This window comes from Streptomyces sp. NPDC057854 (assembly GCF_042797055.1).
In the GTDB taxonomy this organism is placed as follows: domain Bacteria; phylum Actinomycetota; class Actinomycetes; order Streptomycetales; family Streptomycetaceae; genus Streptomyces.
This window is the reverse complement of the sequence record NZ_JBHVMF010000013.1, coordinates 75005-98158: the sequence shown is the minus strand read 5'-3', so window position 1 is coordinate 98158 and position 23154 is coordinate 75005. Positions and strand designations below refer to the sequence as shown.

Here is a 23154-nt window from a genome sequence, read left to right as displayed (position 1 = left end):
CCGTCGAGCACGTGACTGACATGTCCACACCACCCCCAGCGACACCGACCTCTCGGGAGTCACGCCATGCGTGTGCGCAGATCCGTCCCCACCACCCTGCTCGCCGGCCTCGCCGCCACCGCCCTCGTCCTGCCGCTCGCCGGCCAGGCCGGCGCCGCCGACCCCGGTGCCCGCGCCGCCGTCCCCGCGCGCGGCACCGCCCACATGGGCATGGGCGTCCTCAAGCACGACGGCCGGGGCGCCACCGCCCCCGGCGACGTCTCCGCCCTCGCCACCTGGACCGAAGGCGTCGACGTCTCCAGCCACCAGGGGAACGTCGCCTGGTCCACCCTCTGGAGCAGCGGCGTGAAGTGGGCCTACGTCAAGGCGACGGAGGGCACGTACTACAAGAACACCTACTTCACGCAGCAGTACAACGGCTCGTACAACGTCGGCATGATCCGGGGCACGTACCACTTCGCGACCCCGGACACGACGACCGGCGCCGCCCAGGCCGACTACTTCGTCAACAACGGCGGCGGCTGGTCCAAGGACGGCAAGACCCTCCCCGGCGTCCTCGACATCGAGTGGAACCCGTACGGCGCCACCTGCTACGGCAAGACCCAGTCCGGGATGGTCACCTGGATCCGCGACTTCCTGAACCGGTACAAGGCCCGCACCGGCCGCGACGCCGTCATCTACACGGCGACCAGCTGGTGGAAGCAGTGCACCGGCAACTACTCCGGCTTCGCGTCCACCAACCCGCTGTGGATCGCCCGGTACGCCTCCGAGGTCGGCGAACTCCCGGCCGGCTGGCCGTACTACACGATGTGGCAGTACACCTCGTCCGGCCCGACGGTCGGCGACCACAACCACTTCAACGGCGATCTCTCGCGCGTCCAGGCGCTCGCGAACGGCTGACGCCCGCACGGAGAACGGCGGTTCCGGGACGGCTGCGACAAGTGCCGCTCCCGGAACCGCCGTTCGTCTTCACCGTCACTCCACGCCCCCACCACTTCCCGCGCCCCGGTGGGGGCTTTTTGCGTTCACCCCCTTGCTCATTGGTATGGACCAATGCGAGTCTCTATCCCGGTCGCCCGGGTCCCAACCCCCGTGCGCCCCGCGCGCGTTGCTCGTTCCGTACTCCCCCACGCACGAGAGAGAGCCCCCGCATGCCGTCCACCCGCCGTACCGCCGCGGGCGTCGCCGCCCTGTCCGCGGCCGCCGCGCTCGTCGGACTCACCCCCACCACCGCCGCCGCCCACGGAGCCGTCTTCAACCCCGTGAGCAGGATCGCCGCCTGTTACGCGGAAGGCCCCGAGAGCCCCGACTCGCAGGTGTGCAAGGACCTCGTCGCCGACTCCGGCACCCAGCCGCTCTACGACTGGAACGAGGTCAACATCGCCAACGCCGACGGCAACCACCGCGCGCTCATCCCCGACGGCAAGCTCTGCTCGGCCAACCGCGAGAAGTACCGCGCGCTCGACTGGGCGCGCACCGACTGGCCCGCCACCCCCGTCAGCGCCGGCTCCTTCGGCTTCCGGATCCGCGCCACCGCCGCGCACTCCGGCACGATGACCATGTACATCACGAAGCCCGGCTTCGACCCGACGCAGCCGCTCAAGTGGTCCGACCTCGACGCCGCCCCGGTCGCCGTGTACCCCACCACCCGCACCGCCACCGAGGGCTTCTACTCCTTCACCGGCACCCTGCCGGCCCGCACCGGCCGCCACGTCGTCTACATGGTCTGGCAGCGCAACGACAGCCCCGAGGCGTTCTACAGCTGCTCCGACGTCACCTTCGGCACGGCCGCCGCCTCCGCCGCGGCGCCGAAGGCCGAGGCGCCGACCGAGGCCGAACTGGCCGCGGGCGCCGAGCTGTCCACCGTGAGCCACGCGGGCCACGGCGGCGACGAGCAGCCGCCGGCGCTCTCCGCCGAAGCCGCCGCGACCCCCGGCTCGCCGCTGCCGCTCGCCCTGGCCGGCGCGGGCGCCCTCGCCGTCTTCGGCGCGGGCAGCCTGTTCCTGGGCCGCCGCCGCGGAACCTCCGCCTCCTAGGGGAGCCCCCCTCCGCCCCTGGGAGGGGCCTCGCCCCCGGAGCGCGCGCTCCGGGGGCGATTTCGCGCCATCTGCGCGGGGACGGGTGGAAGCCGGGACGTTCGTGGACACCCTTGGAGAAAGCACGTTCGAACGCCCGTCAGCGCACCACCGGCCGCCCGTGAAGGAGAGCGCTCCATGCGGAACCAGCAGCGGTGGGTCTACCACCGCGGGGAAGGACCGCGCACGTTCGGGGTGGAGGAGGAGCTCCTCCTGGTCGATCCCGAGACCGGACTTCCGCAGCCCCTGGCCGGCACCGTCACCGAGATCGCCGCCTGGCACGCCGACGCCGGGCCGAAGACCGAGGGCCCGGAGCCGGCGAAACCCGAGTTGTACTCCGAGCAGCTAGAGATCGGCACCACCCCCTGCGTCACCACGCCCCAGCTCGCCGACCAGCTGCGCCGGGCACGGCTGGCCGCCGCGGCGGCGGCCAAGGAGGCCGGGGTGGCGATCGCCGCGCTCGCGACCCCGCCCGTGGACTTCGGTCCGCTGCTCACCCCCGACGAGCGCTACCGGCGGATCCACGCGCGGTACGCGCACCTGGTGGACGAGGAGTTCGCCTGCGCCTGCCACGTCCACGTCCACCTCGCCTCGCCGGAGGAGGGGGTCGGCGTGCTCGACCGGATCCGGCCCTGGCTCGCCCCGCTCCTCGCGCTCAGCGCCAACTCCCCCTACTTCCAGGGCGTCGACACCGGATACGCGAGCTGGCGCCACCAGCTGTGGCAGCGCTGGCCGATGGCGGGCCCGAGCGAGCTGTACGGGGACGTGGAGGCGTACGAGCGGACCACGCGCGCGATGCTCGCCAGCGACGTGCTGGTCGACGACCACATGGTCTACTTCGACGCCCGGCTCTCCCGCCGCTACCCGACGGTCGAGATCCGGGTCGGCGACGTGTGCCTGGACGTCGAGGACACCGTCCTGCTCGCCGTGCTCAGCCGCGCCCTGGTGGAGACCGCGGCCCGCGAGTGGCGCCTGGGGCTGCTCCCCGACCCGGTGTCGACGGTGGTGCTGCGGCTCGCCGCCTGGCGCGCCAGCCGGTACGGGCTCGGCGGCGAGCTGCTCGACCCGCGCAGCTGGCGGCCCGCCCCGGCCGGCGAGGTGCTGCACGCCCTGCTCGACCACGTGCGCCCCGCCCTCGCGGACGCGGGCGACCGGGAGCGCGCCGAGGCGGGCGTGGAGCGGCTGCTGGCCCGGGGCACCGGGGCGGACGCCCAGCGGCGGGCCGCCCACTCCGGCGACCCGACGCTGGCCTCGGTGATCGTCGACGCCGTGCGCCGTACCACCCCGGCGTGAACCGACGGCGTCAGGTGCTCCCGGTACGCGCGCGTACCGGGAGCACCGGACGTCAGGACCCGGGCGTACCGGCCGCCCCGGGCGGGGCGCCGGCGCCCGCCGCTGACACCCCGGCCGTGACGCCGGGCCCGGCGGCCCGGCTCTCGCGGCCCGGTCAGGCGGCGACCGGGACCGGGACCTCCGCCGGGGCCAGGGCGATCTCCAGGACCTGGCGGACGTCGGTCACCGGGTGGACCTCCAGCTTCTCCAGGACCTCGGCCGGGACGTCGTCCAGGTCGGCCTCGTTCCGCTTGGGGATGACGACCGTGGTGATCCCGGCCCGGTGCGCGGCGAGCAGCTTCTGCTTCAGGCCGCCGATGGGCAGGACCCGGCCGGTGAGGGAGACCTCGCCGGTCATGGCCACGTCGGTGCGGACCAGCCGGCCGCTCAGCAGCGAGGCCAGCGCGGTCGTCATGGTGATGCCCGCGCTCGGGCCGTCCTTCGGGACCGCGCCCGCCGGGAAGTGGATGTGCACGCCCCGGTCCTTGAGGCCGGTGACGGGCAGTTCCAGCTCCGCGCCGTGCGAGCGGAGGAAGGAGAGCGCGATCTGCGCGGACTCCTTCATCACGTCGCCCAGCTGGCCGGTGAGGGTCAGCCCGGCGCCGCCGGTCTCCGGGTCGGCGAGGGACGCCTCCACGAAGAGGACGTCGCCGCCCGCGCCGGTCACGGCCAGTCCGGTGGCGACACCGGGCACGGCCGTACGCCGCTCGGCCGGGTCCTGGGCGGACTCGGGCACGTGGTGCGGGCGTCCGATGAGGTCCCGCAGGTCGTCGGGCGTGACCATGAACGGCAGCTCGCGGTCGCCGAGTTCGTGCTGGGCCGCCACCTTGCGGAGCAGCCGGGCGATGGACCGCTCCAGGGTGCGGACGCCGGCCTCGCGGGTGTACTCGCCTGCCAGCTTCCGCAGCGCCGCCTCGTCCACGGTCACCTCGCCGGTCTCCAGGCCGGCCCGCTCCAGCTGCCGGGGCAGCAGGTGGTCGCGGGCGATGACGACCTTCTCGTCCTCGGTGTAGCCGTCGAGGCGGACCAGCTCCATGCGGTCGAGCAGGGCCTCGGGGATGGCTTCGAGCACGTTGGCGGTGGCGAGGAAGACGACGTCGGAGAGGTCGAGTTCGACCTCCAGGTAGTGGTCGCGGAAGGTGTGGTTCTGCGCCGGGTCGAGGACTTCGAGCAGGGCCGCGGCGGGGTCGCCGCGGAAGTCGGAGCCGACCTTGTCGATCTCGTCGAGGAGGACGACGGGGTTCATGGACCCGGCCTCCTTGATCGCCCGGACGATCCGGCCGGGCAGGGCGCCGACATAGGTCCGCCGGTGGCCGCGGATCTCGGCCTCGTCGCGGACGCCGCCGAGGGCGACGCGCACGAACTTCCGCCCCATGGCGTGGGCGACGGACTCGCCGAGGGAGGTCTTTCCGACGCCGGGCGGCCCGACGAGCGCGAGCACGGCGCCGCCGCGGCGCCCGCCGACGACGCCGAGCCCGCGCTCGGAGCGCCGCTTGCGGACGGCCAGGTACTCGGTGATGCGCTCCTTCACGTCCTCCAGGCCCGCGTGCTCGGCGTCCAGGACGGCCTTGGCGCCCTGGATGTCGTACCGGTCCTCGGTCCGCTCGTTCCACGGCAGTTCGAGGACGGTGTCGAGCCAGGTGCGGATCCAGGAGCCCTCCGGGGACTGGTCGCTGGACCGCTCCAGCTTGTCGACCTCCTTGAGGGCGGCCTCGCGGACGGCCTCGGGGAGGTCGGCGGCCTCCACGCGCGCGCGGTAGTCGTCGGACTCCTCGCCCTCCTTCTCGCCGTTCAGCTCGCGCAGCTCCTTGCGGACGGCTTCGAGCTGGCGGCGCAGCAGGAACTCGCGCTGCTGCTTGTCGACGCCCTCCTGGACGTCCTTGGCGATGGTCTCGGCGACGTCCTGCTCGGCGAGGTGCTCGCGGAGCTGGGCGGTGGCGAGCTTCAGCCGGGCGACGGGGTCGGCGGTCTCCAGCAGGGCGACCTTCTGCTCGACCGTGAGGAAGGGCGAGTAGCCGGAGTTGTCGGCGAGCGCGCCGACGCCGTCGATCTGCTGCACCCGGTCGACGACCTGCCAGGCGCCGCGCTTCTTCAGCCAGGTGGTGGCGAGCGCCTTGTACTCCTTGACCAGCTCGGTGACGGCGCCGGGCAGCGGATCGGGAACGGTCTCCTCGACGACCGTCCCCTCGACCCACAGGGCGGCGCCGGGCCCGGTCGTCCCGGCCCCGATCCGCACCCGCCCGATGCCGCGGATGAGCGCCCCCGGGTCGCCGTCGGACAGCCGCCCGACCTGCTCGACGATCCCGAGCACGCCGGTCCCGGCGTACGTCCCGTCGACCCGCGGCACCAGCAGCACCCGCGGCTTCCCGCCGGCTCCCCGCGCGGCGGCCTGCGCGGCCTCGACGGCGGCGCGCACCTCGTTGTCCGACAGATCGAGCGGCACGACCATCCCGGGCAGCACGACCTCGTCATCGAGCGGCAGCACAGGCAGAGTGAGCGGCACGGACGGCTTGGAGCCAGCAGTCATGATCTCCCCTTCGGCAGTCAAGTTGAGCTATGCCGACTCAATGCTTGTGAGCCTCCGAATGTTCCCCGGCCGTTGTTCGCTGTGAGCGATCACCCTGCCGGGCAGGGTCTCTCGCTGGCGGACCTGGCGTGTTCCGGCTGCGGCCGTCCGTGGGGGCGGGCATGCTCGGGCGCATGGAGAGTCGTGTGCGGGGGCGGCGGGTGTGGGGTGCGGTGCCGGCGGTGGCGGCGGCGCTGGTGCTCGGGGCGGTCGGGTGCGCCGACGCCGACGTGCCCGAGCGGGGCGGGAGCACGACCAGGGTGGAGGTCCCGGCGGAGCCGCGGGCCGAAAGCGTGCTGGTCGAGGTGGGGGTGAGCGGGGGGTTCGCCGGCGTGGACAACCGGCTCGTGGTGCGGGAGGACGGCTCCTGGACCGTGCGGTCCCGGAGCGGGGAGCAGCGGTCGGGGCGGATGACCGCCGGCGGGCTGGCGGAGCTGCGGGCGGCGCTCGACGACCCCGCCTACGCGCGCGTGCCCGAGCGGCCCGCCGGACGGCCGGTCGCCGACGGGTTCCAGTACACCGTGACGTATCACGACCGGACCGTCGTGGCGGGCGACGGCGACCTGCCCGCCGCCCTCCGGCGCGTCTTCGACGCCCTCCCCGAGGGCGCCCCGCCGACCTCTCCCTGACGGCCCGTGAACCGCGCGGGGCGCGCCGTGCGACAGAGAGGGCGTGAGACTGTCACGCCCCGCACGGGGAGGCCCCTCCGGGGGCGAGGGGGACGGCGCGGCCGACGACGCCGCGCTGCTGCGCGCGGTCGCACGCGGCGACACGGAGGCGCTGGGCCTGCTGCACGACCGGCACGCCGGCCGGCTGTACGCCCGGCCGGCCCGGCGGTGCCCGGACGAGGTGTTCACCCTGGTGTGGCCGGGTCCGGCGGCGGAGTTCAGCGGGCTCGCCGCCGTAGGGAACACGCTCGGCCTGACCGGGATGGCGGCCGGCGCGGCGGGCGGACGGGGGCGCGGTCGAGCTGGCTGCCGCCGGTGACGTACGCGTGGGCGGTGTATCTGACGCCGCCGGACGCGACGGCGGCGGTGTGGTGGGGGTGGGTGCTGCGGCCGGGCCCGCAGAGTGTGGCCTGGGCGGTGGCCTGCGGCCTCCTGGCCGCGGGGGCGGGCCTGTACGCGTGGCGCGGGGCGCGCCCGCGCGGGGACGGGTGACGCGGGGGGGCGCGTGGAGCGAGGGTGACGCGCAGGGCGCGTGAGGCGAGGAGCTACGCAGGCGTCGCGCGGATCGTGGCGTACTGGCGCCGCAGGAAGTCCCGTACCCGGGCGGGCATGTCGAAGGAGCCGGGGTCGAGGGCCCACTGGATCTGGAGGCCGTCCATGACGGCCAGGTACTCGCGGGCGACGCCTTCACAGTCGAGGCCGGCGCGGAGTTCGCCGCGCCGGACGCCCTCCTCCAGGCGCTCGACGCCGTGCGCGAGCACGCGCGCGTACCGGTCCTTGAAGTAGGCGTGGGCGGGGTGGCCGGGGTTCCCGGACTCGCCGACGAGGACGTTGAACATGCGGACGATGCCGGGGCGCCGGGTGTTGTCCTCGACCAGCCGGACGAGAGCGTCGAGGAAGGCCTCGTACGACTCCGGCTCGGTGGCGAGGAGGCGCTCGACGTCGTGTTCCTCGCTGTGCGCGAGGACAGAGAGGAGCAGGTCCTCCTTGCTGCGGAAGTGGTGCAGCAGGCCGCCCTGGGTGATGCCGCAGTCATGGGCGATGCGGGCCAGGGAGGAGGCGTGGAAGCCCCACGTGCCGAAGTGGTCGACGGCGGTCTCCAGGATCAGCCGGCGGCGCGCGTCCCCGACGGCGTAACTCCCCCGACCCGCGCTCCGGCCGCCCGCGGTGACCTTCTTCTCCGGCATGCGGCCACCCTAGCCGCGGCCGCGCCACCCCTTGAGGGGCGTGTGATCTGGCTCACACATGACAAACCTAGTACCCACTCGGTTTTCGCACCTAGCCTGAGCCCGCCGAGGACGGCACCGTCTCCGCCGCACCCGGCCCGCAGACCGCGGGGCCCTGACGACCCCGCGCGCTCCGGGGCCCGCCCGTGGGGGGTCGGGCCCCGGACCCCTCTCCCGATGTGTCATGCCCATGAAAGGACGCACTGCCATGCGCCGTACTCTCGCGCTGACCACCGCCGCCGCCCTCCTGGCCGGACTGGGCGCCACCGCCTACGCGACCACCCCCGCCCCGCCGGAGGCGCGCGGCGGGCGCGGGCCGCTCGCCGGGCTGCGGATCCTGCTCTCCAACGACGACTCCATGCGCGCCGCGAAGGCGAGCAACGCCGACGGGCTCGGCCTGTACGAGCTGCGCCGCGCGATGTGCGCGGCCGGGGCCGACGTCGTGGTGATGGCGCCCTGGCAGGTGCAGTCCGGCAAGGGCACGGCCGTGACCAACGGCGGCGCCCTCACCGCCCAGCGCCGCACCGCGCTGCCCGCCGGCTACGAGGGCGACTGCGCGGGCGCGCCGTCCGGGGGCGCCGTCTTCGGCGTCTGCCTGGGCGAGGGCGACTGCACGCCGGACTCCCCCAGCGCGACCCCTGCGGACACCGTGAAGCTGGCGCTGCGCGGCGGTCTGGCCGCGAAGGTGGGCTGGCGGGGCGCCCCCGACCTGGTCCTCACCGGCATCAACTCGGGCCCGAACGTCGCCGCGAGCGTCAACGACTCGGGCACCGTCGGCGCCGCCGTGGCCGCGATCGACCAGGAGGTCCCGGCCATCGCATTCTCGTCCTCCGGTGACACGAGCCAGCTGTTCTTCCCGCGCGAGAACTACCGGGCGCACGCCGAGTTCGGCGCGCGGTTCGTCGCCGGCCTGTCGGAACGAGGCCTGCTGACCTCCGCCTTCGCGCTCAAGGTCGACTACCCGGACGTCAGCGCCGGGCAGCGGGCGAAGGCGCCGGTCTGGACCCGGGTCGGCGACGGCGCGGTCGCCTACCACGCGTACGAGCGGCGAGGCTCAAGCGACACCTTCGACATCGCCCTCGGCCTCTGCGAGGGCGGCGAAGGCGGCGAGCGCGCGGGCGAGTGCGCCGAGCGCCGCGCCGACGCCGACTCCACCTGGCTGCTGGGCAGGGGCCACGTGACCGTCGCCCCGATCACCTGGGACCGCACCTACGGCACCCCGGTCGACGCCCGGCGCGAACTGAGGGCCGTGCAGCGGTACGTGGAGCGCGAGGCCCCGCGCGCGTAACTCCCGTACGAGACCGTCACCGGCCTCCGTACCGTCGCTTCCGAACCCGTTTGTCCCGGCCGTCCGCGCTCCGCGAGGATGGCAGGCAGGACGCGTACCGCACGACGAGACACGGAGTGATCATGAACAGCCCCGTCACCCTCGACCGCCGCGAGGGCCCGTACGGAGAGGTCGTCCTGCGGCGCCGGGACACCGGCGACCGCACCGACTTCGAGATCATCGCCAACGGCACCTTCCTGATGGACACCTCCGACGGACGCTCCGAGCGGCTGCTCGTGGACGCGGCGATGGAGGCGCTGCCCGAGCACGCGCGCGTGGGCGCGTCCGTGCTGATCGGCGGGCTCGGCGTCGGCTTCTCGCTCGCCCACGCCGCCGCCGACCCGCGCTGGGGGCGGATCGCGGTGGTCGAGCGGGAGCAGGCGATCATCGACTGGCACCGCGGCGGCCCGCTCGCCGCGCTCTCCGGCCGCGCGCTCGCCGACGAGCGGACCGTGATCCTGCACACGGACCTGGTGACGTACCTGGAGTCCTCGGACGACACGTACGACGCGCTCTGCCTGGACATCGACAACGGTCCGGACTGGACGGTCACCGAGGACAACGAATCCCTGTACGGAGCCAGGGGGTTGGCGTCCTGCGCGGCCCGGCTGAACCCCGGCGGGGTGCTCGCGGTGTGGTCGGCGCGGCCGTCCGGCGATTTCGAAGAGTCCTTGCGGAATGCCGGATTCAGCGGGGTACGGACCGAAGAGATCGCCGTTGCCCGGGGCGTCCCCGACGTGGTCCACCTCGGCATCCGGCCTGCGTAGCCGGGACGCCGTCGGTGCCTCTAGGCTGCTGCACCGACATCGGCGACGCGAGGCGGGGCAATGGAGCAGACACACACCAGTCACCAGGGTGCGGCGACTCCGGGGGCCCAGCGGCGCGTCCTGGTCGTCGAGGACGACGCCACCATCGTGGAGGCCGTCTCCGCGCGGCTGCGCGCGGAGGGCTTCCTGGTCCAGACGGCGACCGACGGCCCCGCGGCCGTGGAGGCCGCCGAGGCGTGGCAGCCGGACCTGATGGTGCTCGACGTGATGCTGCCCGGCTTCGACGGCCTGGAGGTCTGCCGCCGCGTGCAGGCGCAGCGCCCGGTGCCGGTGCTGATGCTCACCGCGCGGGACGACGAGACGGACATGCTGGTCGGACTCGGCGTCGGCGCCGACGACTACATGACGAAGCCGTTCTCCATGCGCGAGCTGGCCGCGCGGGTGCACGTCCTGCTGCGCCGGGTGGAGCGGGCCGCGCTCGCCGCCGTGACCCCGCGCAGCGGCATCCTGCGGCTCGGCGAGCTGGAGATCGACCACGCGCAGCGCCGGGTCCGGGTGCGGGCGGAGGACGTCCACCTGACGCCCACCGAGTTCGACCTGCTGGTCTGTCTGGCCAACACCCCGCGCGCGGTGCTCTCCCGGGAGCAGCTGCTCGCCGAGGTGTGGGACTGGGCGGACGCCTCCGGCACCCGGACCGTGGACAGCCACATCAAGGCGCTGCGCCGGAAGATCGGCGCCGAGCGGATCCGTACGGTGCACGGCGTCGGGTACGCGCTGGAGACCCCGGCGTCGTGAGCCGGCCGGGGCGGCGCACCGGTGGGCCCAGGCGCCGGATCGTGATCTCGATCAAGACGAAGCTGGGCGCGCTGGTGGTCGGCGCGGTGCTGCTGACCTCGTGCCTGGCCCTGGTGGCGATCCGCACGTCCACCGAGTTCCGGTACATCACGATCTTCGCGATGATCGCGACGCTGCTGATCACGCAGTTCGTGGCGCAGTCGCTGACGGCGCCGCTGGACGAGATGAACACGGTGGCGGGGTCGATCTCGCGCGGGGACTTCTCCCGGCGGGTGCGGGGCGCGGACCGGCGCGACGAGCTGGGCGACCTGGCCTCGACGATCAACCGGATGGCGGACGACCTGGAGGCCGTGGACCGGCACCGCAAGGAGCTGGTCGCCAACGTCTCGCACGAGCTGCGCACGCCGATCGCGGCGCTGCGCGCGGTGCTGGAGAACGTGGTCGACGGGGTCTCGGAGGCCGATCCGGAGACGATGCGGTCGGCGCTGAAGCAGACGGAGCGGCTGGGCCGGCTGGTGGAGACGCTGCTCGACCTGTCGCGGCTCGACAACGGTGTCGTGCAGCTGCGGGTGCGCCGGTTCGAGGTGTGGCCCTATCTGTCCGGGGTGCTGCGGGAGGCGAACCTGGCCGCCGCGCAGCGCGGTCTGCCGTCGACGTCCGGTCTGCACCGGCGTACGGACGTGCACCTGCACCTGGACGTGTCGCCGTCCGACCTGACGGCGTACGCGGACGTGGAGCGGCTGCACCAGGTGATGGCGAACCTGATCGACAACGCGGTGAAGCACTCCCCGCCGCACGGGCGCGTGACGGTGCGGGCGCGGCGCGGTCCGTACCCGGAGTCGCTGGAGCTGGTGGTCGAGGACGAGGGCCCGGGCATCCCGGAGCAGGAGCGGCACAAGGTCTTCGAGCGGTTCAACCGGGGGACGGCTCCGGACCGGCAGGGGCCGGGGAGCGACGGCGGCACCGGGCTCGGTCTGGCGATCGCGCGCTGGGCGGTGGATCTGCACGGTGGCGGAATCGGTGTGGCCGAATCTTCACGCGGGTGCCGCATCCGCGTCACTCTTCCGGGCAGCCTTCCCCTCAGGGATTGACGTAGGGTTCGAACCGGAAGCGAACGTTCTGCGTGATCAGGGGCAGGACGTGGTCAGGGTGCGGCCGAAGGGGGCCGTAGCCCGCGCTTTTCCGTACCCTCACCGATGCGGAACCACGCTTGTTTCCCGCCATTCACGGCGCCGAAACACCCCGTCAAGTGTGACTTGCGCGACGTTGGAGTGCCCGGCCTGCACGTCCCGCCCGGACAGGCGTAGCCTTTATTTCCGCTGTCCATCACCTTGCGAAGCGGAAGAGGGCGGTTGCCGCCGTGTCGTCTCAGTCCCCCAGTACCCCGAGCTCCCCGGCCGACCAAGACGGGCGCGGCGTGAGCCCCGCGACCGCCTTCGGTGCCAATGAGTGGCTCGTCGACGAGATCTACCAGCAGTACCTCCAGGACCCGAATTCGGTCGATCGTGCCTGGTGGGACTTCTTCGCCGACTACAAGCCGGGTGCGGCGGAGACCCCGTCCGCCCCGGCCGCCACCACCTCGGCAGCGCCCTCGGCGCAGCAGACGGGCCCCGCACAGGCCACGTCTGCCGCTCCGGCCGCCGCCGTGCCCGCCCCGGCCGCTCCGGCCGCCGCCCCGGCTCCGGCTGCTCCCGCCGCCCCCGCCGCGGCTCCGGCCAAGCCCGCCGCGGCTCCGGCCGCCGCTCCGGCGAAGCCCGCCGCGGCCGCCCCGGCGCCCGCCAAGGCCGCTCCGGCCGCCGAGGCGCCCGCCGGCCCCGAGCTGATCACGCTCCGCGGCCCGGCCGCCGCGGTCGCGAAGAACATGAACGCCTCGCTGGAGATGCCGACGGCCACGTCCGTCCGCGCCGTCCCGGTGAAGCTCCTGTTCGACAACCGGATCGTCATCAACAACCACCTGAAGCGCGCCCGGGGCGGGAAGATCTCCTTCACCCACCTCATCGGCTACGCCATGGTGCAGGCGATCAAGGCCATGCCGTCGATGAACTACTCCTTCGCGGAGAAGGACGGCAAGCCGACCCTGGTCAAGCCGGAGCACGTGAACTTCGGCCTCGCCATCGACCTGGTGAAGCCGAACGGCGACCGCCAGCTCGTCGTCGCCGGCATCAAGAAGGCCGAGACGCTCAACTTCTTCGAGTTCTGGCAGGCGTACGAGGACATCGTCAAGCGCGCCCGCGTGGGCAAGCTGACGATGGAGGACTTCTCCGGCGTCACCGTCTCCCTGACCAACCCCGGCGGCCTCGGCACCGTCCACTCCGTGCCGCGTCTGATGCCCGGTCAGTCCGTCATCATGGGCGTCGGCTCCATGGACTACCCGGCCGAGTTCCAGGGCACCTCCCAGGACACCCTGAACAAGCTGGGCATCTCCAAGGTGATGACCCTGACGTCGACCTACGACCACCGGGTCATCCAGGGCGCCGCCTCCGGCGAGTTCCTGCGGATCGTCGCGAACCTCCTCCTCGGCGAGAACGAGTTCTACGACGAGATCTTCAAGTCGCTGCGGATCCCCTACGAGCCGGTCCGCTGGCTCAAGGACATCGACGCGTCGCACGACGACGACGTCACCAAGGCCGCCCGCGTCTTCGAGCTCATCCACTCCTACCGGGTCCGCGGCCACGTCATGGCCGACACCGACCCGCTGGAGTACAAGCAGCGCAAGCACCCCGACCTGGACATCACCGAGCACGGCCTCACCCTGTGGGATCTGGAGCGGGAGTTCGCGGTCGGCGGCTTCGCCGGCAAGTCGATGATGAAGCTCCGCGACATCCTCGGCGTCCTGCGCGACTCGTACTGCCGCACCACCGGCATCGAGTTCATGCACATCCAGGACCCGAAGCAGCGCAAGTGGATCCAGGACCGCGTCGAGCGTCCCCACGCGCGCGTGGAGCGCGAGGAGCAGCTCCGCATCCTCCGCCGCCTGAACTCGGCCGAGGCGTTCGAGACCTTCCTGCAGACGAAGTACGTCGGCCAGAAGCGCTTCTCCCTGGAGGGCGGCGAGTCCGTCATCCCGCTGCTCGACGCGGTCATCGACTCCGCCGCCGAGTCCCGCCTCGACGAGGTCGTCATCGGCATGGCCCACCGCGGCCGCCTCAACGTCCTCGCGAACATCGTGGGCAAGTCGTACGCGCAGATCTTCCGCGAGTTCGAGGGCAACCTCGACCCGAAGTCGATGCACGGCTCCGGCGACGTCAAGTACCACCTGGGCGCCGAGGGCACCTTCACCGGTCTCGACGGCGAGCAGATCAAGGTCTCCCTGGTCGCCAACCCCTCGCACCTGGAGGCGGTCGACCCGGTCCTGGAGGGTGTCGTCCGCGCCAAGCAGGACGTCATCAACAAGGGCGGCACCGACTTCACCGTCCTGCCGGTCGCCCTCCACGGCGACGCGGCCTTCGCGGGCCAGGGCGTGGTGGCCGAGACGCTGAACATGTCGCAGCTGCGCGGCTACCGCACCGGCGGCACGGTCCACATCGTCATCAACAACCAGGTCGGCTTCACGGCGGCTCCCGAGTCGTCCCGCTCCTCCATGTACGCCACCGACGTGGCCCGCATGATCGAGGCGCCGATCTTCCACGTGAACGGCGACGACCCGGAGGCCGTGGTCCGCGTCGCGCGGCTCGCCTTCGAGTTCCGCCAGACGTTCAACAAGGACGTCGTGATCGACCTCATCTGCTACCGCCGCCGCGGTCACAACGAGGGCGACAACCCCTCGTTCACCAACCCGCAGATGTACAACCTGATCGACAAGAAGCGCTCGGTGCGCAAGCTGTACACCGAGTCGCTCATCGGTCGCGGCGACATCACCCTGGAAGAGGCGGAGCAGTCGCTCCAGGACTTCCAGGGCCAGCTGGAGAAGGTGTTCGCGGAGGTCCGCGAGGCCACCGCCGCCCCGGCGCCGGCCCACGTGCCGGACGCGCAGGCCGAGTTCCCGGTCGCCGTCACCACCGCGGTCTCCCAGGAGGTCGTGAAGCGGATCGCCGAGTCGCAGGTCAACATCCCGGAGCGGATCACGGTCCACCCGCGCCTGCTGCCGCAGCTGCAGCGCCGCGCGGCCTCCATCGACGACGGCACCATCGACTGGGGCTTCGGCGAGACCCTCGCCATCGGCTCCCTGCTGATGGAGGGCACCCCGGTCCGCCTCTCGGGCCAGGACTCCCGCCGCGGCACCTTCGGCCAGCGCCACGCGGTCCTGGTCGACCAGGAGACCGGCGAGGACTACACCCCGCTGCTCTACCTGACCGAGGACCAGGCCCACTTCAACGTCTACGACTCGCTGCTCAGCGAGTACGCGGCGATGGGCTTCGAGTACGGCTACTCGCTGGCCCGCCCGAGCTCCCTGGTCATCTGGGAGGCCCAGTTCGGCGACTTCGTCAACGGCGCCCAGACCGTCGTCGACGAGTTCATCTCCTCGGCCGAGCAGAAGTGGGGCCAGACCTCCGGCGTCACCCTGCTCCTGCCGCACGGCTACGAGGGCCAGGGCCCGGACCACTCGTCCGCCCGTCCGGAGCGCTTCCTCCAGATGTGCGCCCAGGACAACATGACGGTCGCCATGCCGACGCTGCCGTCGAACTACTTCCACCTCCTGCGCTGGCAGGTGCACAACCCGCACCACAAGCCGCTCATCGTCTTCACCCCGAAGTCGATGCTGCGCCTGAAGGCCGCGGCGTCGAAGGTGGAGGAGTTCACCACCGGCGGCTTCCGCCCGGTGATCGGCGACGACACGGTGAACCCGGCCGACGTCCGCAAGGTCGTCTTCTGCGCCGGCAAGGTCTACTACGACCTGGAGGCCGAGCGGCAGAAGCGCGGCGTCACGGACACCGCGATCATCCGCCTCGAGCGCCTGTACCCGCTGCCGGGTGCCGAGCTCCAGGCCGAGATCGCCAAGTACCCGAACGCCGAGAAGTACCTGTGGGCCCAGGAGGAGCCGGCGAACCAGGGTGCCTGGCCGTTCATCGCGCTCAACCTGATCGACCACCTCGACCTGGCGGTCGGCGCGGACATCCCGGCGGGCGAGCGCCTGCGCCGGATCTCCCGCCCGCACTCCTCGTCGCCGGCGGTCGGTTCGGCCAAGCGGCACCAGGCCGAGCAGCAGCAGCTGGTCAACGAGGTCTTCGACGCCTGACGTCGGCACCCCGTACGGAGGCCCGGCACCCCACCTGGGGTGCCGGGCCTCCGGCCTGTCCGGGCGGGCCTATCCTGGATCGCATGTACTTCACCGACCGTGGCATCGAGGAACTGGAGAAGCGGCGCGGCGAGGAGGAGGTCACCTTCGAGTGGCTCGCCGAGCAGCTGCGGACCTTCGTCGATCTGAACCCCGACTTCGAGGTGCCGGTCGAGCGCCTCGCGACCTGGCTGGCCCGTCTGGACGACGAGGACGACGACGAGTAGACGACGGCGGTACGCGCTGCGCGAGAGGCCCCCTCCCGGGTGGGAGGGGGCCTCTCGCGTTCCGGCGCCGGGCCGGTCAGTGCTCGCGCAGCCGGTCGTAGGCGAGGCCGAGGGCGCCGTGGGCGACGAGCAGGGCCCCGGCGGTCGCCCAGCCGCCGGAACGCCTGCGCAGGCCCCACAGGAGCAGCGGGGCGCCCGCGGCGAGCTGGGCGGCGCCCAGGAGGCGTGCCCGGGGGCCGCGCACGTACGGGCCGAGGGGGCCGTCCTCGACGGCGTCGAGCTCGTCGCGGACGGCGCCGCGCCATCCCGGCCACGCCAACTGCTCGGCGCCGGCGGCGAGGGCCGCCTCGCGGAGCCGGGCGGGGGCCTCGCCGGGGTCGACGCCGGCGGGCAGGTCGAGGCCGGTGCGGGCGAGGACGGCGACCAGGCCGACGAGGCGGGTCCGGGCGTCGGCCTCGGGGTCGGGGACGGTGAGCGGCTCCAGCGCCTGCACGTCGAGGACCGGGTCGAGGGCGAGGCGGTCGGCGAAGGTGCGCATGGCCTCGTCCTCGCCGGCCGGGGTGCCGTCGGCGAGCCAGGTGTAGCCGACGGTGCGGCGGAAGCCGGCGGCGAGGGTGAGGCCGGCGCGGTCGCCGTCCCACCAGAGGGCGAGCACGGGCCAGGTGGCGGCGGAGACGGCGAGGGCGGTGGCCCAGCCGGTGACGACCCGCTCGACCGGCTCGGCGCCGTCCTGCCAGGGCCTTCCCTCCGGTACGAGGACGCTCCAGCCGGCCCCGGCGGGGGCGAGGAGGAGCCATTCCCGCAGGAGCTGGGCGGGCGGCCGGACCGCCGTGGGGTCGGCTCGGCACAGCAGCAGCGCCCCAGCGGGGCTCGGTCCGGATGTCGCGTTCATGGGCCCTACGCTAGGCCAGTTTGTCCGTGTACTGCGGTGTTTGCGCCGACCCTGTCAGGGATGAATCAGGGTTGACTCCGTCACACCGCGATATATCGTGAGTCGTGAAGTCGCGATATGTTGCGTCGCCGGGCGACACCCGCCCGGCGCTCGCTCGACGGCGGTGTCGACGCGGCTTCGGAACGCTTCGAGGAAACGGGAGGTCCGCACCATGACCGAGTGGTCCGTCACCGAGCCGGTGAAACTCGCGCCCGCCGACCCCGTGACGCGGCTGCGCATCCGCGTCGTGGGCGGGGCGGTGAACGTGGTGGGCACCGACGAGAGCACCGCACGGGTGGAGGTCTCGGAGATCGAGGGCCCGCCCCTGATCGTCACGCAGGACGGCTCCACCCTGACCATCGCCTACGAGGACCTGCACTGGAAGTCCCTGCACAAGTGGCTGGACACCAAGACCCACCGGCGGCGGGCGGTCGTCTCCGTCGCGGTCCCGGCCGACGCCGAGGTCGAGGTGGGCGCGGTCACGGCCGACACGGTGGTGTCGGGTCTGCGGGGCCGCGCGGAGGTGCGCGGGGTGACCGGCGCGACGACGCTGGTGCGGCTCTCCGGGCCGGTCCGCGCCGAGAGCGTGTCGGGCCCCCTGGAGGCCCAGTCGGTGACCGGCGCGCTGCGGGTGAGCTCGGTGACCGGCGACGTGACGGTGATCGAGGGCTCCGGCGCGGCGGTACGGGCGGAGACCGTCAGCGGCGACATGGTCCTGGACCTGGACCCGGCACCGGCGGGGGCGCCGCCGGCCGACATCCGGCTGTCCAGCGTCTCCGGCGAGGTCGCCATCCGGCTGCCGCACCCGGCGGACGCCCGGGTCGAGGCGAGCACCACCAGCGGCTCGCTCTCCAACGCCTTCGACGACCTGCGGGTGGCCGGTGACTGGGGCACCCGGTCGCTCACCGGGACGCTCGGCGCCGGCAGCGGCACGCTGAAGGCGACCACGGTCTCCGGCTCGATCGCCCTCCTCCGCCGCCCGGAGTCCCCCGAGGACCCGGAGCCCGCGCCCGCCGGTTCCTCCTCCGGCTCCGCCGACCCCTCCGCCCCCGCGTCCGGAAAGGTGCTCTGACATGCCCCCCGTCTTCGCCCACGGCCGACTCCGCCTCTACCTGCTCAAGCTGCTCGACGAGGCCCCCCGGCACGGGTACGAGGTGATCCGGCTGCTGGAGGAGCGCTTCCAGGGGCTGTACGCGCCCTCCGCCGGCACGGTCTACCCGCGGCTCGCCAAGCTGGAGGCCGAGGGACTGGTCACCCACACCAGCGAGGGCGGCCGGAAGGTGTACGCGATCACCGACGCGGGCCGCACCGAGCTGGCCGGCCGGGAGGCCGAGCTGGACGCCCTGGAGCGGGAGATCCGGGAGTCCGTCGCCGAGCTGGCCGCCGAGATCCGCGAGGACGTGCGGGGCGCGGCGGGCCGGGTGCGCAGCGAGATGCGCGCGGCGGCGAGCCGGACGCGGACGGCGGAGGGCGGCGCCTTCTCCGACGCCAAGGAGGAGCTGCGCAAGGCGACCCGGGAGTGGAAGGAGCAGACCCGGCAGGCGAAGGAGGAGGCCCGCTCGGCGAAGCTCCAGGCGAAGGAGTTCCAGCGGATCGCCCAGCAGGTGCAGGACGAGGTCCAGAACCGGTTCGCCCGGGGCGAGTGGCCGCAGGCCGTCTGGGAGGGCCTGTCGGGCATCACGGCGCAGCTGGGCGATCTCGTGCAGGGCCATCACCCCAGGGCCCGGGCCGAGGCGCCGGACATGCCGTCGGCCGCCGCCGCGGCGCCCGGTGCGGCGGCGGAGGCCCCGGCGGAGACCCCCGCGTGGGCGCGGGAGGCGGCCGGGTCGGGGCAGCCGGCCCGGGACCTGGACCGGCTGCTGGACCGGTTCCGGGACGAGATCCGGGACGCGGCCCGCGACCACGGGGTGACGGACTCCCAGCTGGCGGAGGCCCGCGACCACCTGGTCACGGCCGCGACCCGGATCACCGGGATACTCCACCGCCGCTCGGGCGTCTGAGCGGCGGGGGCCGCCGGGTCAGGGCCGTGCGGCGGCCCGGGTCGCCGTGACGGTGACCCGGGCGTCCGGCGCGGCGACCACGCGCACCCGGCCGCGGTCGCGGTCGCGGTCGCGCAGGACGTGGGCGCCGCGGGCCGTGACCTTCCAGTCGCCGGGCGGCAGGGACAGTTCGGTGACGCGGGAGCCGCGGGGGCCGGCGGCGCGGTACTCCAGGCGGTAGACGCCGGCCGCCGGGTCGTAGGCGGCGGAGCGCACCCGGCCGGCGACGGCCTCCGCGTACGGCTCGGCGGTCAGCTCCTTGTTGGTGCGGAAGGCGCCGGTGCCGTCCACGGCGCAGTAGCCGCCGCCGTAGCACCAGACGTAGCCGGCCCAGCCGGAGGTGTAGCGGCCGAGGGAGGCCATGGCGTCGCGGTAGAAGCGGTTCATCTGCGGCAGGGAGTTGTTGAGCGGGCCCCACTCCCCCACCACCACGGGCACCTTGTACTGCTTGGGGTAGAGGGTGACGGCCTGTTCGTAGCTCTCGATCCAGCCGGCGGCGGGGTCGTAGTCGGCGCCGGCCTCCATGCCGGTGTTGTAGAAGTGCGGCGCGTAGACGATCTTCGGGTCGTCGATCCGGCCGAGGCCGGTGGGCACGCCCTCGCCGACGATCGGGGTCGGTTCGACGAAGATCCAGGCGTCGCGGTCGGCCGCGCGGATCGCGTCGGCGATCCGGTTGTACATGGGGGTGAGCTGCTCGCTCTCGATGCGGCGGGCGGCGGTGGCCAGGTCCTCGCCCTCGCGGAGCTCGCCCATCGGCTCGTTGATCGGGTCGTAGCCGAGGACGGCCGGGTGGTCGTCGAAGCGCTCGGCGAGCACCCGCCACATGCGGACCTGGGCCCGCCGGAGGTCCTCGTCCTCGTACAGGTGGGTGAAGGCGCGCTGGACGGCGGGCTCGAAGTACTCGGAGAACCAGTCGTCGGGACGGGGGGTGAAGGGCAGTCCGTCGGTGCGGGTGGCCCAGGCGGGGATGCCGCGGTGGCCGAAGGCGGGACCGAAGACGTCCTGGTGGGCGTCGAGCAGCACCTGGACGTCGTACCGGTCGGCCCAGTCCAGGATCCGCTCGATCTTCCGCAGGTACGCCTCGCTGTAGTGGCCGGGGCGGGGCTCCAGGTCGTCCCAGAAGACGAGCAGGCGGGCGAAGTTGAAGCCCTTGGCGCGCATGTCGCGGAAGTGCTTCTCGGTGACGGCGGAGAGGGCGGCGTCGCCGCGGTTGGCCTTGTCCTCCACGTTCCAGCCGCGGAGGGTGAGCACACGGCCCCGGGCGTCGGTGAGGTCGGGGATCCCGTCGCCGCCGGTCTGCGGGCCGGTCTCCGCACCGTTCTGGGCGCCGTTCTGGGCGCCGTTCTCCGCGCCGGGCGCGGGCTGTGGGCGGGCGGCGGCGACATCATCGGCGGAGCCGGCGGTGGCGGTGGCGGTGGGGGCGAGCGTGGCGAGGAGGGAGGCGGCGACGGCGGTCGCCACGAGAGTGGTGCGCGACAAGCGGGACACGGGGGCCTCCGGCACGAGGAAGTGAGCGATGTTCACGTTCGCGTGCCGGAGATCCCATCAGGTCGACCGACCCGTATCAAGAGGTCGTCAGCACGATCTTTCCGAAGAGGTCGCCGACGGCCATCTTCTCGAAGCCCTCGCGGGCCCGGTCCAGCGGCAGCACCTCGTCGATCACCGGACGGACCCCGGTGGCCGCGCAGAAGGACAGCAGGTCCTCCAGCTCGTCCTTGGAGCCCATGGTGGAGCCGACCACCTTCAGCTCCAGGAAGAAGATCCGGGTCAGCTCGGCGTGCGAGGGCCGGTCGCCGCTGGTGGCGCCGGAGATCACCAGGGTGCCGCCGGGGCGCAGCGACTTGACCGAGTGCGACCAGGTGGCGGCGCCGACGGTCTCGATGACGGCGTCCACGCGCTGCGGCAGCCGGGCGCCGGGCTCGTACGCCTCGACGGCGCCGAGCTCCACGGCCCGCTTCCGCTTGGCCTCGTCCCGGCTGGTGGCGAAGACGCGCAGGCCGGCCGCCTTGCCGAGGACGATCGCGGCGGTGGCGACGCCGCCACCCGCGCCCTGGACGAGCACCGAGTCGCCGGGGCGGACGCCGGCGTTCGTGAAGAGCATCCGGTAGGCGGTCAGCCAGGCGGTGGGCAGGCAGGCGGCCTCGGCGAAGGACAGTTCCTTCGGCTTGGGCAGCACGTTCCAGCGGGGGACGGCGACGCGCTCGGCGAAGGTGCCCTGGTAGCGCTCGGTGAGGATGGAGCGGGGCTCGTCCGGCCCGACGCCGTGGCCGGTCTGGCCGATGACGGAGTGCAGGACGACCTCGTTGCCGTCCTCGTCGATCCCGGCGGCGTCGCAGCCGAGGATCATCGGCAGCTTCTCCTCGGGCAGTCCGACCCCGCGCAGCGACCACAGGTCGTGGTGGTTGAGCGAGGCGGCCTTGACGGTGACGGTGGTCCAGCCGGGACGCTCGACGGGCTCGGGGCGTTCGCCCAACTCGAGTCCGTTCAGGGGCTGGTCGCGGTCGATTCGGGCAGCGTAGGCAGCGAACATGGCCCCGACCCTAGGCGCCCGTGGCGACGTCGCGGAACCACACACCGCTGTGACGCACATCCCCTCGCCCCGACACACAGCGCCCTCCACGCGAGAGGGTCCTCTGCTCCACCGGGGCCCCCACGCGAAAGGGCCCCGCCCCGTCCGATGCGGCGGACGGAGCGGGGCCCTCCCGGGGGCTTCCGCGACGGGGGTCAGCGGCGGGCGACGCCCTCGGCGCGCGCGGCGGCGGCGACCGCGGCCGCGACGGCCGGGGCGACCCGGTCGTCGAACGGCGACGGGATGACGCAGTCGGCGGCGAGCGCGTCACCGACGACACCGGCGATGGCGTCGGCGGCGGCGATCTTCATGCCCTCGGTGATCCGGGAGGCTCGGACCTGGAGCGCGCCGGCGAAGATGCCGGGGAACGCGAGGACGTTGTTGATCTGGTTGGGGTAGTCCGAACGGCCGGTGGCCACGACCGCCGCGTACTTGTGCGCGACGTCGGGGTGCACCTCGGGGTTCGGGTTGGCCATGGCGAAGACGAAGGCGTCCTTGGCCATGGAGGCGACGGCGGCCTCGGGGACCGTACCGCCGGAGACGCCGATGAAGACGTCGGCACCGGCCAGGGCGCTCTCCAGGGAGCCGGTGAGGCCGGCCTTGTTGGTGAGGCCGGCGATCTCGCGCTTGACGTCGGTGAGGTCCTCGCGGTCGCTGCTGACGACGCCCTTGCGGTCGGCGACGCAGACGTCGCCGATGCCGGCCTCCAGCAGGAACTTGGCGATGGCCACGCCGGCCGCGCCCGCGCCGGAGATGACGGCGCGCAGGTCGCCGAGGGTCCGGCCGGTCAGCTTCGCCGCGTTCCGCAGGGCGGCGAGGGTGACGATCGCGGTGCCGTGCTGGTCGTCGTGGAAGACCGGGATGTCGAGGCGCTCCTGGAGCTTGCGCTCGATCTCGAAGCACCGCGGCGCCGAGATGTCCTCCAGGTTCACGCCGCCGAAGGACGGGGCGAGCCGGACGACGGTGTCGACGATCTCGTCGGTGTCGGTGGTCGCGAGGGCGATCGGGACGGCGTCCACGCCGCCGAACTGCTTGAAGAGGATCGCCTTGCCCTCCATCACCGGGAGGGAGGCCTCCGGGCCGATGTCGCCGAGGCCGAGCACCGCGGTGCCGTCGGTGACGACGGCGACGACCTGGGACTTCCACGTGTAGTCGTGGACCAGGTCGGGCTGCTCGGCGATGGCGGTGCACACCTTGGCGACGCCGGGGGTGTACGCGAGGGACAGGTCGTCCTTGTCGCGGACGGGCACGGTGGCCTGAATGGCCATCTTGCCTCCGCGGTGGAGGGCGAAAGCCGGGTCGAAGGGCTCCTCGGGAGCTCCTTCCGTACCGCTCTCGCTGCGAGGATTGACGATCTCCGCTGCCATGTGGGTGAGACCCCTTATGTCTGTTGTCGAGGGTGGCCGCTCCTGGTGTG

General features: G+C 73.2%; 20 protein-coding genes. 14 read left to right on the top strand and 6 right to left on the bottom strand.

The window, feature by feature from the left end; genetic code table 11:
* Positions 1-66: 66 nt before the first annotated feature.
* The 3 genes from ACFVQZ_RS20090 (at position 67) to ACFVQZ_RS20080 (ending at position 3368) form a co-directional block, all read left to right on the top strand.
* Complete coding sequence (locus ACFVQZ_RS20090) at positions 67-900, top strand: lysozyme (protein ID WP_383624404.1); 834 nt, start codon at positions 67-69, stop codon at positions 898-900.
* A 251-nt stretch (positions 901-1151) separates the two neighbouring features.
* Positions 1152-2036 (top strand): lytic polysaccharide monooxygenase, encoded by an 885-nt coding sequence (locus tag ACFVQZ_RS20085; RefSeq protein ID WP_383624401.1) that lies wholly within the window; start codon positions 1152-1154, stop codon positions 2034-2036.
* A 177-nt stretch (positions 2037-2213) separates the two neighbouring features.
* A complete protein-coding gene (locus ACFVQZ_RS20080) occupies positions 2214-3368 on the top strand; it encodes a glutamate--cysteine ligase (RefSeq protein ID WP_051787393.1) in 1155 nt (384 codons plus the stop codon).
* A gap of 154 nt (positions 3369-3522) precedes the next feature.
* Here the strand turns inward: ACFVQZ_RS20080 and lon are convergent, their stop codons facing one another.
* On the bottom strand, positions 3523-5934 hold the full coding sequence (gene lon / locus ACFVQZ_RS20075) for an endopeptidase La (RefSeq protein WP_383624397.1): 2412 nt from the start codon (positions 5932-5934) through the stop codon (positions 3523-3525).
* A 173-nt stretch (positions 5935-6107) separates the two neighbouring features.
* Between lon and ACFVQZ_RS20070 the strand changes: the two genes are divergently transcribed.
* Genes ACFVQZ_RS20070 through ACFVQZ_RS20060 form a run of 3 tightly spaced genes read left to right on the top strand, consistent with a single transcriptional unit; the run spans position 6108 to position 7133 of the window.
* Positions 6108-6602: a hypothetical protein gene (locus tag ACFVQZ_RS20070; RefSeq protein ID WP_383624394.1), complete on the top strand. Its 495-nt coding sequence runs from the start codon at positions 6108-6110 to the stop codon at positions 6600-6602.
* A gap of 43 nt (positions 6603-6645) precedes the next feature.
* Positions 6646-6960: a hypothetical protein gene (locus tag ACFVQZ_RS20065; RefSeq protein WP_383624391.1), complete on the top strand. Its 315-nt coding sequence runs from the start codon at positions 6646-6648 to the stop codon at positions 6958-6960.
* Positions 6957-7133, top strand: a complete 177-nt coding sequence (locus ACFVQZ_RS20060) for a hypothetical protein (RefSeq protein WP_321192379.1) — start codon at positions 6957-6959, stop codon at positions 7131-7133. The genes ACFVQZ_RS20065 and ACFVQZ_RS20060 overlap by 4 nt, the downstream gene beginning before the upstream one ends.
* 53 nt (positions 7134-7186) lie before the next feature.
* Here ACFVQZ_RS20060 and ACFVQZ_RS20055 read toward each other — a convergent pair whose 3' ends face one another.
* A complete protein-coding gene (locus ACFVQZ_RS20055; protein WP_383624388.1) occupies positions 7187-7828 on the bottom strand; it encodes a TetR/AcrR family transcriptional regulator in 642 nt (213 codons plus the stop codon).
* Positions 7829-8075: 247 nt separating this feature from the next.
* Between ACFVQZ_RS20055 and surE the strand changes: the two genes are divergently transcribed.
* From surE to ACFVQZ_RS20025, 6 genes are all read left to right on the top strand, one after another.
* A complete protein-coding gene (surE, locus tag ACFVQZ_RS20050; RefSeq protein WP_051787402.1) occupies positions 8076-9155 on the top strand; it encodes a 5'/3'-nucleotidase SurE in 1080 nt (359 codons plus the stop codon).
* A gap of 122 nt (positions 9156-9277) precedes the next feature.
* Positions 9278-9961, top strand: a complete 684-nt coding sequence (locus ACFVQZ_RS20045) for a spermidine synthase (RefSeq protein ID WP_383624385.1) — start codon at positions 9278-9280, stop codon at positions 9959-9961.
* A 60-nt stretch (positions 9962-10021) separates the two neighbouring features.
* Entirely contained in the window at positions 10022-10756 is a 735-nt protein-coding gene (locus tag ACFVQZ_RS20040) for a response regulator transcription factor (protein WP_030492658.1), read from the top strand.
* Positions 10753-11847: a HAMP domain-containing sensor histidine kinase gene (locus tag ACFVQZ_RS20035; protein WP_030492659.1), complete on the top strand. Its 1095-nt coding sequence runs from the start codon at positions 10753-10755 to the stop codon at positions 11845-11847. The genes ACFVQZ_RS20040 and ACFVQZ_RS20035 overlap by 4 nt, the downstream gene beginning before the upstream one ends.
* 269 nt (positions 11848-12116) lie before the next feature.
* Entirely contained in the window at positions 12117-15932 is a 3816-nt protein-coding gene (locus ACFVQZ_RS20030; protein ID WP_383624380.1) for a multifunctional oxoglutarate decarboxylase/oxoglutarate dehydrogenase thiamine pyrophosphate-binding subunit/dihydrolipoyllysine-residue succinyltransferase subunit, read from the top strand.
* Positions 15933-16015: 83 nt separating this feature from the next.
* Positions 16016-16198, top strand: coding sequence for a DUF6104 family protein (locus tag ACFVQZ_RS20025; protein WP_019075209.1), 183 nt, complete (start codon positions 16016-16018; stop codon positions 16196-16198).
* Positions 16199-16274: 76 nt separating this feature from the next.
* On the opposite strand, the gene ACFVQZ_RS20020 is transcribed toward ACFVQZ_RS20025, so the two are convergent.
* Complete coding sequence (locus ACFVQZ_RS20020) at positions 16275-17090, bottom strand: hypothetical protein (RefSeq protein WP_383624377.1); 816 nt, start codon at positions 17088-17090, stop codon at positions 16275-16277.
* Between the two features lie 211 nt (positions 17091-17301).
* Here ACFVQZ_RS20020 and ACFVQZ_RS20015 point away from each other — a divergent pair, with 211 nt between their 5' ends.
* On the top strand, positions 17302-18201 hold the full coding sequence (locus ACFVQZ_RS20015; RefSeq protein ID WP_030492662.1) for a DUF4097 family beta strand repeat-containing protein: 900 nt from the start codon (positions 17302-17304) through the stop codon (positions 18199-18201).
* Between the two features lies 1 nt (position 18202).
* A complete protein-coding gene (locus ACFVQZ_RS20010) occupies positions 18203-19129 on the top strand; it encodes a helix-turn-helix transcriptional regulator (RefSeq protein WP_383624373.1) in 927 nt (308 codons plus the stop codon).
* An 18-nt stretch (positions 19130-19147) separates the two neighbouring features.
* Here ACFVQZ_RS20010 and ACFVQZ_RS20005 read toward each other — a convergent pair whose 3' ends face one another.
* From ACFVQZ_RS20005 to ACFVQZ_RS19995, 3 genes are all read right to left on the bottom strand, one after another.
* Positions 19148-20449, bottom strand: a complete 1302-nt coding sequence (locus tag ACFVQZ_RS20005) for a cellulase family glycosylhydrolase (protein ID WP_383624589.1) — start codon at positions 20447-20449, stop codon at positions 19148-19150.
* Positions 20450-20732: 283 nt separating this feature from the next.
* Positions 20733-21698 (bottom strand): zinc-binding dehydrogenase, encoded by a 966-nt coding sequence (locus ACFVQZ_RS20000; protein WP_383624370.1) that lies wholly within the window; start codon positions 21696-21698, stop codon positions 20733-20735.
* A 194-nt stretch (positions 21699-21892) separates the two neighbouring features.
* Positions 21893-23104: an NADP-dependent malic enzyme gene (locus ACFVQZ_RS19995; RefSeq protein WP_030492666.1), complete on the bottom strand. Its 1212-nt coding sequence runs from the start codon at positions 23102-23104 to the stop codon at positions 21893-21895.
* Positions 23105-23154 lie beyond the last annotated feature (50 nt).